At 37.4% G+C, this 11,749-nt stretch carries 9 protein-coding genes; 1 reads left to right on the top strand and 8 read right to left on the bottom strand.

What is annotated here, in order from left to right:
* Positions 1–31: 31 nt before the first annotated feature.
* The 7 genes from DRF57_RS02655 to DRF57_RS02625 form a co-directional block, all read right to left on the bottom strand.
* Positions 32–1,048, bottom strand: a complete 1,017-nt coding sequence (locus tag DRF57_RS02655) for a hypothetical protein (RefSeq protein WP_047484632.1) — start codon at positions 1,046–1,048, stop codon at positions 32–34.
* Positions 1,049–1,189: 141 nt separating this feature from the next.
* Positions 1,190–2,521: a hypothetical protein gene (locus DRF57_RS02650; RefSeq protein WP_047484633.1), complete on the bottom strand. Its 1,332-nt coding sequence runs from the start codon at positions 2,519–2,521 to the stop codon at positions 1,190–1,192.
* An 8-nt stretch (positions 2,522–2,529) separates the two neighbouring features.
* Positions 2,530–3,225, bottom strand: a complete 696-nt coding sequence (locus DRF57_RS02645; RefSeq protein WP_047484635.1) for a c-type cytochrome — start codon at positions 3,223–3,225, stop codon at positions 2,530–2,532.
* A complete protein-coding gene (locus DRF57_RS02640; RefSeq protein WP_047484637.1) occupies positions 3,218–3,739 on the bottom strand; it encodes a DUF3341 domain-containing protein in 522 nt (173 codons plus the stop codon). The genes DRF57_RS02645 and DRF57_RS02640 overlap by 8 nt, the downstream gene beginning before the upstream one ends.
* Complete coding sequence (gene nrfD / locus DRF57_RS02635; protein WP_047484639.1) at positions 3,726–5,123, bottom strand: NrfD/PsrC family molybdoenzyme membrane anchor subunit; 1,398 nt, start codon at positions 5,121–5,123, stop codon at positions 3,726–3,728. The genes DRF57_RS02640 and nrfD overlap by 14 nt, the downstream gene beginning before the upstream one ends.
* A 25-nt stretch (positions 5,124–5,148) precedes the next feature.
* On the bottom strand, positions 5,149–8,217 hold the full coding sequence (locus tag DRF57_RS02630; RefSeq protein ID WP_115916767.1) for a TAT-variant-translocated molybdopterin oxidoreductase: 3,069 nt from the start codon (positions 8,215–8,217) through the stop codon (positions 5,149–5,151).
* 23 nt (positions 8,218–8,240) lie between these two features.
* Complete coding sequence (locus tag DRF57_RS02625; protein WP_047484643.1) at positions 8,241–9,599, bottom strand: c-type cytochrome; 1,359 nt, start codon at positions 9,597–9,599, stop codon at positions 8,241–8,243.
* 182 nt (positions 9,600–9,781) lie between these two features.
* On the opposite strand from DRF57_RS02625, the gene DRF57_RS02620 reads away from it, so the two are divergent.
* Positions 9,782–10,339: an SPOR domain-containing protein gene (locus DRF57_RS02620; protein ID WP_115916765.1), complete on the top strand. Its 558-nt coding sequence runs from the start codon at positions 9,782–9,784 to the stop codon at positions 10,337–10,339.
* A 53-nt stretch (positions 10,340–10,392) separates the two neighbouring features.
* Here the strand turns inward: DRF57_RS02620 and DRF57_RS02615 are convergent, their stop codons facing one another.
* Positions 10,393–11,670, bottom strand: coding sequence for a DUF6080 domain-containing protein (locus DRF57_RS02615; protein ID WP_228450305.1), 1,278 nt, complete (start codon positions 11,668–11,670; stop codon positions 10,393–10,395).
* Positions 11,671–11,749: the final 79 nt, after the last annotated feature.

Genomic DNA, 11,749 nt, shown 5'->3' with positions numbered 1-11,749 from the left:
AATTTAATAAAACCTTTATTAATAGTGGATTTTATTTTTTATTTTGTTTTTCCTTCAAATCGTCCTTAAAAAATGAACTGAAGATAGTCTGCATATTAGGGAATGACGGATCCTGCCAATACTGGGTTTTATAGTTGCTATAGTCTTTATTAAACTTTACTTCATCCATATCATTACTATCACTGAAGTTCATTTCTGAAGGATAAAAGTTTTGGTAGGAAATAACCTGATTGTAGTTTTCCTCACTTTTATGTTTTAATTTAATAAAAAGGATTTCATTAAATTCCAGTAGATCTTTGAGTGTTTTTTGAGAATTCTTTTCAAAAGCGATATTCTGAATTCCTCTCAGATCAAAAAAACGGAATCCGAATAGGGCAAATTCTTTTTGCTGCAGGTATTCACCGGTAACCTCAATTTCATCTTTGCTGCTGCCTTTAAGTTCCTTAATTTTTATGTTTTTCTTTTTATATTCATCAAGGGTTCCCACTTTTTTCATATTGGGGATTCCTAATGAGCTTCCATAATCCCAAAAAGCGGTCTGGTTCTTTTCTTTCTTAGGATCTATAAGTCTGTACACTCGATATTGTTCCACATGACTGCTTTTTAGCTTTTTCGTTTTATTATCGAAAGTATAGGTTACAATTCCATCGGCATAGGCATTCAGTTTATTGTTGACCGTAACATAAGAATTAAAATTCCCTTTGATAAGGATATATTTTGCAGGTTTATTATTTTTAATGACTACCGTTTCTATTTCTTTTACCTGATCATTGATCTTAATAACAGGCTGGTCAAAATCTGAATAGGAGAGTGTGGCCACCAGAAAATTATTATAGACCAGCTGGAATTTTTCCTGAGCCGGGGATAAGGATTGTTTATCAATTTTCCCATCAATATCAGAGTAGGCGAGTATACTACCGTCTCTGCCGAAAACCGAAACCTTTGGAAGAGGAATGTTGCTTTTTTCGGAAACGAAAGTAATGGTCTGGGCATGGGTAAAAATGGAGACCATACAGAATAGCAGGTAAACCAGATACACTTTTTTCATAATACTGTTATTGGGGTTAGTCATCAGGCTTATGAATATGCAGGAAATGAATCTTAAAAGGGCAGCAATTGGGCTGACGGCATAAAAAAAGACTGATTGTTTAACAATCAGTCTTTTATAATTTTATTTTGTTACAAGTCCTTAGAAAGGATACTCATAAATTTCAGATTCGTGTAAGTAAGGGTTTCCTGTAGGGATCAGCTTCAATTTAGATAAAGCAGAAAGTACAGTAAACATAAACAATCCAACTACGAATAGGAGAGCTCCCAAGATTAATAAGAATACTTCAGGAGTGTTCCAGTATGGTCCTACCGTTCCAGGCATTACCATGTTGAAGTAATCTAGGATGTGTCCTAAAATAACTACTACAGCCATTACCGTTACTACTTTGTAGTTTCTCTTGATGCTGCTGCTCACTAATACCAATAGTGGTAATAAGAAGTTTACAATAAGCATTGGCAAGAATGTAGTTCCATAGTGTTGGAATCTTCCAAAGAAGTAGTTAACCTCTTCCGGAACGTTGGCATACCAGTAAAGCATGAACTGAGCGAACCATGTATATGTCCAAAGCATACTTGTAGCGAAAAGGAATACTCCTAAATCGTGTAAGTGGTTGTCATTGAACTGTGGTAAGAAACCATTTTTCTTAAGATAAACACTTAATAGAATGATTACAGCAATACCACTTGAAAGGCAGCTAACCATTGAATACCAGATATACATTGTAGAATACCAGTGAGGGTCAATAGACATCAACCAGTCCCAAGCCCAAGCAGCAGAAGCAAATCCGAAGAATGCAATATATCCTACTGCCCATCTGTAAAGCATTTGATACTCAACTTTAGATTTAGTTTCATCTACTTTTTTAGACTGAGCTTTCAGTTTCCATGCAAAGAATGAAGCACCTACTACATAAATGATCGTTCTGATAGCATAGAAAGGTATATTTAAGAATCTTTTCTTTTCGAATAAAATTACGTCAAAGTGTGCAGATTCAGGATTCGTTAATTCCGGATCCATCCAGTGGAATAGGTGGCCATTGTGAGTGATATTCAATATCATCATAATAACCAGAATTGCACCTCCGTAAGGAATATAAGAAGCAATAGCTTCCATTACTCTTGTAATAATAATTGGCCAACCAGCGTGGGCAGCATGCTGAATACAGTAGAAAAACAATACAGCACAACTTACTCCAAAGAAAAAGACTGCTACAAAGTGCAGCGATGCTAATGGCTGGTTGTGAACCTGAAGCTCAGCATGCTCTAAATGAGCTGCGTGATCCTGTGGTCCAACCATTTCACTTGAGTGGGTAGGAGCATTATGACCTGAAGCATGAACAGCTTCCATCATTTGTTCTATTTTCTCAGTAGAAAGTCCTTTATTCATAAAGAAACCAATACCAAACAGAACTAAACCTACAACAAGAAGTATTATAGAAGTTGATTTTAATTTTGGTGAAAAACTATACATTTCTTTTCTTATTTTTTAGTTTCGGTAGTCGTTTCAGTTGCTGGCGCCGCTGCTGTAGCTGCTGCCGGTGCTGCTGCTCCTTTTTTGAAAGCACTCATCACATACATTGCCACTCTCCATCTGTCTCCTGCGTTCAATTGTCCCGCATAAGATCCCATTGCATTTCTACCGTTTGTTAATACATAATGAACAGATCCTACAGTAATTTCTCTATCAGCATAGTTCGGTACACCAGAGAAAGCACCTGTTTGTACGATTGGACCTTGTCCATCACCTCCTGTTCCGTGACATGCAGCACAAGTACGGTCAAACAACATTTTTCCTCTTTCAATATCTTTATCAGCGTTTGCCGGATTAAGAGGAGAAGTTGTCATCTTCTTGGAAGCGTCATATCCTGCATTGTATTGATCTACATTTTTAGGAAGTAAACCTTCTTCAAAGATTCCGTCTTTATTTTGAGCCACTGAACCTTCTACGGGAGCAAGACCAGTTGCAAAGCTGTTTTTTACAAACGCAGGGATTTCATTCTCATGATCTGAGTATGCATCCTGAGCTTTCATCAATGGGTCATAAGCTACCGGGAAATACATGTCCGGGAAATATACCAATGGTGCATTGTCTTTTGGTCCGCAAGAGTTAAGTAAAACTGTAGTTAAACCTAAAACTGCTGTAATTTTTAATACATTCTTTTTCATTTTAAGCATCTTTAACAGTTATTTCTTCAACTCCAGTTTCAATAAGTAACTGTTTTACAGATTCTACATCTTCAGTTACAAATTCCATCATGAATTTATCATCAGTAGTTCTTGGATCCGGGTTCTGAGCAGGAGCTCCTGGATACATTTTGTTTCTAACTAAGAAAGTTAAAGACATCATGTGAGCTGCACAGAATACCATTAATTCGAACATTGGAACTACGAATGCCGGCATATTGTGTGCCCAGTCAAAAGCTGGTTTACCACCAATATTCTGAGGCCAGTCATGGTTCATTACATACCAGGTAACCGTAGCACCGATAGTAACACCATAAAGAGCATATAGAAAGGCCGCATCAGAAATTCTTGTTTTCTTTAATCCTAAAGCTTTGTCTAGTCCGTGAACCGGAAACGGAGTATATACTTCGTTTATTTTGATTCCTTTATCGTTGAATGCTTTAACGCCGTTCATTAAATCGTCGTCGTCAGCATAAAGTCCGTATACAATTTTAGTGGTGCTCATCTCCTTCTTTTGCTTTATAAGTTTCACCTGAAATTTTCAGAATCGATTTTAATTCAGCCTGTGCAATTACAGGGAATGTTCTTGCGTATAGTAAGAATAATACAGAGAAGAATCCGATTGTTCCTAAGTATACACCCACATCAATGATCGTTGGTTTAAACATAGTCCAAGATCCTGGTAAGTAATCTCTTGAAAGGTTGATAACGATGATATCGAAACGCTCAAACCACATACCGATGTTAATGATCAATGCAACAATGAATGTCCAGATAATATTGGTTCTTGCTTTCTTGAACCAGAAAGATGCAGGAACAACAAGGTTACAGATAATCAATGACCAGAAAGCCCACCAGTAAGGTCCTACTGCAGCACCTGGTGAAAGGTATGTAAAGTCTTCAAATCTTGATCCAGAATACCATCCGATGAAATATTCAGTAGCATAGGCTACCGTTACCATACCCCCTGTTAAAACGATTACGATGTTCATAATTTCGATATGATACATGGTAATATAATCTTCAAGGTGACAAACTTTTCTAGCGATCAACAATAGGGTCTGTACCATTGCGAATCCTGAGAAGATCGCACCAGCTACGAAGTAAGGAGGGTAAATTGTAGAGTGCCATCCTTTAATAACTGAAGTTGCGAAGTCAAAAGATACCGTTGTGTGTACCGAGAATACAAGTGGAGTTGCTAAACCTGCAAGAACCAAAGAAAGTTCTTCGAATCTCTGCCAGTGTTTTGCTTTACCACCCCAACCGAAAGCTAAGAAAGTATAAATCTTCTTAGTCCAAGGAGTTTTTGCTCTATCTCTGATCATTGCAAAGTCAGGGATTAATCCCATAAACCAGAATACAGTTGATACTGAGAAATAAGTTGAGATCGCAAATACGTCCCATAATAGAGGAGAGTTAAAGTTCCCCCAAAGAGAACCGAACTGGTTTGGTAAAGGGAATACCCAGTATCCAACCCAAACTCTACCCATGTGAATTACAGGGAAGATTGCTGCCTGTACAACCGCAAAGATCGTCATCGCCTCTGCAGATCTGTTTACAGACATTCTCCATCTCTGTCTAAATAATAATAATACTGCTGAGATTAGGGTCCCGGCGTGACCGATACCTACCCACCATACGAAGTTGGTAATATCCCAACCCCAGTTAATAGTTCTGTTAAGCCCCCATGCTCCAATACCTGTCCCGATAGTATAAGCGATACAGCCGAATCCATAGATGAATAGAACTAGCGCAGCATATAATGAAATCCACCATAATTTACCTGCTCTTTCTTCGATAGGTCGTGCAATATCTTCTGTGATATCGTGATAAGTTTTGTGACCAATAATCAGAGGTTCCCTTATCGGAGCTTCGTAATGTCCTGACATTTTTTACCTATTTATTATTTAAACTTTATTTTTCTACTCTGTTTCTTACTTTAGTATGATAGAACACGTTTGGTTTGGTTCCGATCTCCTCTAGTAAATAATATCTTCTGTTGCTAGAATATAAATCTCTAACTTCAGATTCTTTGTCATTCATGTCTCCGAACGTCATTGCTCCAGTAGAACAAGCAGCAGCACAAGCACAAGAGTTTTTAAACTCAGCATCTGTTACTTTTCTGTTGTCTCTCTTAGCTGCTAAAATAGTAGCCTGAGTTTCCTGAATACATAGTGAACATTTCTCCATTACCCCTCTAGTTCTTACAACTACGTCTGGGTTAAGTACCATTCTTCCTAAATCGTTGTTCATGTTGAAGTCGAACTTGTCATTTAGGTTATACGTAAACCAGTTAAAACGTCTTACTTTGTACGGACAGTTGTTTGCACAATATCTGGTACCGATACATCTGTTGTAAGCCATATGGTTTTGACCTTGCTTACCGTGTGAAGTAGCCGCAACCGGACATACAGTTTCACATGGAGCGTGGTTACAGTGCTGACACATTACAGGCTGGAAGATTACATCCGGATTGTCTGCAGGGTGATTTAATGCACCTCCTTCTTTATTGAAAGCAGTACCGTATAATTCTGGTACAGCCATTCCTTCTTTTAATCCTTCATATACCTCTACTTTCTGTCTTGAAGAATAGTAACGGTCAATTCTTAACCAATACATATCTCTGGACATTCTTACCTCTTCTTTACCTACTACAGGAACGTTGTTTTCAGCCTGACATGCAATAACGCAAGCTCCACAACCTGTACAAGAGTTTAAGTCGATAGATAAGTTGAAGTGAGGACCATCTGTATCATCAAAAGCATCCCAAAGGTCAATTTTTCTTGCTGGAAGTGCTCCACTGATTGTGTGGTATTCCAAAGGCTTGTTCCATCCTTTGTGCTCGTCATCAAAAGGTACGTTGATGAATTCAGCTAAAGGAACTTCCTTAGCAATTTCGTAACGTCCCATTAAGGTGTTTTGAAGCTGGATACCTGCAAATTCGTGATCTTCTCCTGTCTTTTCAATTTTAACTCCTGAAAGAACCAGGTTAGAACCATCAAATAATGGATAAGCATTTACCCCTGTATCTGCAGTAGCTCCTGAGTTCTTTTTACCATAACCAAGCGCTAGACCTACAGATCCTTCTGCCTGACCAGGTTGAATGAATACAGGAACATCTTTTATTGTTACTCCGTTTACAGTAAGGTTTACGATAGAACCATCCAACTGCATTCTTGCATTAAGATCGTTATCAATCGCAAATTTCTCTGCATCTTTAGGAGAAATTGTCAAGTAGTTATCCCAAGACATTCTGGTAAGAGGATCCGGTAATTCCTGCAACCAAGGGTTGTTTGCCTGAGTACCATCTCCCATTGAAGTCTTAGTATATAATACCAATTCTAATTCAGAAGCTTTAAAGTTTCCTAATTCAGCAACCGCCTGTGCAGCGTTTCCACCTGCATAAGATAATGTTGTTGCGTTGTTAGAAGTAACAATACCGTTATATAAAGCCTTATTGAAAGAAGTAGCACCTAAGATAGAAGCTGAGCTAGCTTTTAAATAATCATAGTAGTTATTAGCAGCATTGTTTTTTCCATTCTTCCAAACCAATAAAGATTCTTCAATCTGTCTTGATTTATAGATTTTCTGGATCGTAGGCTGCATTAATGAATATACGCCTGTCTGAGGTTCAATATCACCCCAAGATTCTAGCCAGTTAGCTACAGGAATTACAGCTTTTGCTGCTTTGTACATTTCATTTTTCTTATCAGCAACAGCTACTACACAAGCAACTTTTGATAAAGATTTTTTGAAATCTTCTCCTTTTGGATGAGAGTAGATAGGGTCTACATTGTTTGCGATCAATACGCCAACCTGACCTGCATTTACCCATCCTAAGAATTCCTGATATCTTGCTTTATCAAATTCTTTCAGGAAGTTCGCTTTACCAGTGAAAGCTACTGAACCTAATTTTTGGTTGATTAAGTGTGCTAAAACCTGTGCTCCTTTAGAACTGTCAGCTAAAACAACAGCTTTGCTGCCTTTTGCTTTAAGTTCATTAGCAATTTCAGTAGCCGTCTTATCAGAAGTACCACCACCTACGATTGCATTGTAAACTTCAACTAAAGTTTTGTTTACAGCACTTGGCTTTAATCTGTATCTTGAGTCAGCATTAGCACCTGTCAATGACATATTGGATTCCACCTGAATGTGTCTCAACATGTTTGGACCTGGTTTTCTTGCTGCTGCGTAAGAAGTTTCTAAGCTTGAAGCATTATAGTCTCCTAAGAAATCAGCCTGGAAAGAAACTACCAATTCAGAACCTTTAAGGTCATATACTGGTAATGCTCTCTGTCCGAATACCTCCTGAGCTGCATCCAGAGACGCAGAGTAAGGGAAAGCATCATAGGTTACTAATTCTGCTGTAGGATATTTTGCTTTGAATTCAGCAAATAGCTTTTTGAAAGTTGGTGAAGCAAAAGAGTGTGACAAAAGCACAATCTTTTTACCTGCAGCTTTCGCATCTTCCAATCCTTTAAGAACAAAGCTGTCTACTTTATCGAAAGTTTCGTCCTTACCATCCAGTTTAGGCTGCTTTACTTTATCATTATCATAAAGAGAAAGTACACTTGCCTGAGCTCTTGCGTTAGTTTTACCTAAATCACCAGCTGCTGGGTTTGGATCAATTTTGATAGGTCTACCTTCACGAGTCTTTACTAAAACACTGGCAAAGTCGAAACCATCAAAATAAGTGGAAGCGTAATAATTGGGTACTCCCGGAATAATATCATGTGGCTTTACCACATAAGGAATTGTTTTGATTACCGGAGCTTCGCAGGCAGCTAATGTAACTGCTGCTGTAGAGAATCCTAAAAGCTTTAGGAAATCTCTTCTTGAAGTACTTGATCCGTTGTTCTCAGCATCTCCAAGGAAATCTTCTACCGGAATTTCTTCCTGAAACTCTTTCTGAGCCAGCTTATTATTTAAAGCTGGATCTTTAAGTTCATGAATACTTCTGAATTGTATTTTGTTTGAAGCCATTTATACTTCTAATTTTTTAGTTATTAATAATGACATTTACCACACTCAAGACCTCCAATAGCATCTACAGTGATTTTACCTCCATCCTTAGGATATTGTTTTTTCAACTTGTCATGTAGATTCTTGAAGTACTCTTTATTATAACCGTTGTTCATATCAACTTCAGTAGTTCTGTGGCACTCAATACACCATCCCATAGTAAAGTCGTTAGCCATTTGAACAACATTCATTGTATCAATTTTTCCGTGACAAGCTTTACATACAACATCAATTTTGTTGTCTGGATTCTTTTTGTTGAAAGAATTGATGATTGCTTGCTCACCAGCTACTACGTGTTGGGAGTGGTTGAAGTACACGAAGTCTGGCATGTTGTGGATTCTTGTCCATTCAACCGGCTGTGTTTTTCCTGTGTACTGTTGTTTTGCAGGATCCCAACCTGTTGCAGCATAGATCTTCTGGATTTCTCCGTCATAGAATGCCTTGTCTTTTCCTGGCTCCATGTAATGATCTGCGTTGTATTCAGAAATTGTTCTGTGACAGTTCATACAAACGTTCATAGAAGGAATTTCAGATACTTTCCCGTATTTAGCACTAGAGTGACATAACTGACAGTCAATTTTCTGTTCTCCAGCGTGAATTTTGTGAGAGAAATAGATAGGTTGTTCTGGTTTGTACCCTTTGTACACCCCGATCCACATTAACCAGTTCCATACTCCGTAAGCTGCAAGAATAGCAAGAATAGTTAAAGCTATCTTACCTACGTAGTGGAACTTCTCATACATTTCCTTGAACGAACGAACTCTTGTTTCATTAAGACCCGCTAATTCTTCAGACTGACCCAGTGTTACCAGTTGTCTTAGTTTTACCAAGATCCAAACTAATAAACCTGCAATCGCTAAAAGAGAAATGATGACAATGTTTGTAGTAGTTTTGTCTGCAGGTGCTGCCGCGGCTGCGCCAGTTGCAGGAGTTGCTTCCGGTTTTTTCTCTTCCGGAGCCGGAGGATTAGTAGTGAAAGCTAAAATGTCATCAATATCCTTCTCTGTAAGATTAGGAAACTGTAACATCTCAGTCTTATTATACTTTTCAAAAATCTCATTGGCGTATTTATCCCCAGAAGCTCTAAGAGCTTTGTTGTCTTTGATCCACTTGTGAAGCCAATCTTTGTCTACACCGCCCTCTGTCTTTACACGTTCTACAACCCCTTTTAATGGTGGTCCAATAACCTGTTTGTCCAGCGCGTGGCATGCAGTACAATTCGCTTTGAAAAGTTTCTCTCCGTTTTTAGGATCGCCGTCTTGCCCGTAAAATGAAGCACTGGTTGATAGCAATAAGCCTATTGCGATCAACGTTTTTTTATAATGCTTTCTCCAACTAATCATTTAAATTATCTTATGTTAGTAAAATTATTGAACATATCAATCCCGCAAAAATAATATTTTTAACACTAATTTAACGGCATATAAAAAGGGGAAAATGTCATTTAAGGTTAATTTGTATTGATTCTAAATAACCTGTTTGGTATAGTTTTTTAATTTGTATAAATTTGCGGAAACAAGTTTAAATGAGAAATCTGATCAAAATATTTTCAATATTATCATTATTAGGATTTTATAATATTGAAGCACAGCAAGTTGTTAAAAAGGACACGCTTTCGGGAACGGAGCTTGTCATGACAATGGATTCAAAAATTAATGCTGCCTTGGAAGGAATTGAAGGTAAATGTTCCAAAGTTGCGAACAATGTTCCAACTAAAGATTCTAATAATACCGATAATGGTATTTCTACCGGAGGAATTACGAAGCCACCTAAAATTTATGTTCCAAATCGAGAGCTTACCAATGCTGAAATTTGTAAAAAAAATCCTAGAATTTTAGGATTTAAAATTCAGATTACAACAGTGAAAAGCAATGAGGAAGCTAATGAGGTGAAGGCTTATTTCCGAAAAAGATTCCCCAATCTTAAGGTGGAAACGGATGCTTCTTTAAGACCAAATTATAAAATTTTAGCTGGAAGTTACTTTACAAAGCAAAGCGCTGCGGGTGACCTTTCAAGAATCAGAGAATATTTCAAATCTGCGGTTGCCGTACAGTACAGAATTTTCTGTGCAGAAGCAAAATAAGGGAGATTTGATTTCAAATACTAAAAAGGCTGAGAAACTATTCTCAGCCTTTTTTATTGGTAATAGGTTTCCAGGAACCAGAAAAACTCAGACATTCTATACCAGTTGTTGGTTAGTAGGTAAACAAAGAGCAGAGCAACGGTTAATGTTAAAAATGCTGATATTCTGGGTGATGATCTGTAAGCATAGAAAAGCCATCCTATCAGCAGTGGGTAGACAAAAACAAAGTGCCCTCCATAGATATAGGAGGTGTGAAGACCGAATCTCATAACACAGTGGATGATCATATCAACAAAAAATGAGATCATAATAATCTGGACCCATTTGTTTTTAAAATTCTTACAATAACTCCAACTTATCAGTGCCAGTAATATCCCTACGAAAATATATGAAAACACTGATGAATACGACTCCATATAAAGTGCTTTAAAGGAAAAGCCTTTCATATTGTGTTTATCAGAGATGATAAAACTTGGGAATAAAATATTACCGCCAAAAAAGAAAGAAAGGATCATATCCCAGGTCGGTATGGATTCTACATTAGAGAATTTTTCATACTGTTGGTTGGTTTTTGAAAAGATATTCTGATACTTAAAATCAATTCGGTTCAGGTAGAGTAGTGCGTAGCAAATAATGGCGATAGCTCCCCTTAGTACTGCATTACCTACTTTTCTCCAATCCCTGAAAAGACCTTTTTCAAAAAATACCGGAATAAAAACCTTGACAAGATTGGTTATAGTAAGGCCTCCAATGCCAATGACTGCCAGTGATAACGCTGCTGTGGGTGTTTTTTCCTGTTTTCTTAGTTTGATGGCCGCATAGTGGTTGTATAGGCTAAGTAAGAATAGAGTGTAAGTGAAGTTTTCAGGAGTGAATGACAGGATGATATTCGTTGAAAAAACACCAAAAAACAGGATGATGAGTACATTAAGTGATAAAGGAAGTCTGATAATATTTTTTAAGTATTTAAAAACCTGAACAATATTCAATGTGATGATGATGTTGCTAAGCCATGCCAGTGTAAGCCTGAAATTAGCATCCATTTTACCTCCTGAAATAAAAAGTGAAAATTCTCTGATCCAATTGAAAAAATAATAGGACAGGGGGTGTCTCTCGAAGCTTCCTCCGGTCATAAGAATGGATTTGTTATCAAAACTAAAGTACGCATCCCATGGAATTCTGCTGTCAAATATTATTCTGTAGTTGAGGGCTATGTAAGATCCGAGGATTCCATAGCAGGTGATAAAAAATAAAAAAACGGCCACTTCTGTATAAGTGGAAGGAAATACCAGCTTTAAAAAATGAATAAGTTTTGTTTTGATCAAAGACACGGGTCAGATTTTTTGCAAAAGTAGAAATAAAAAGCTCACCATATTAGGTGAGCTTCTAAGATTATATAAATTTAAATCG

The organism is Chryseobacterium rhizosphaerae (assembly GCF_003385455.1).
GTDB lineage: Bacteria > Bacteroidota > Bacteroidia > Flavobacteriales > Weeksellaceae > Chryseobacterium > Chryseobacterium rhizosphaerae.
Note: the sequence above shows the minus strand (reverse complement) of the source record. Positions and strands in the feature narration are given on the sequence as shown.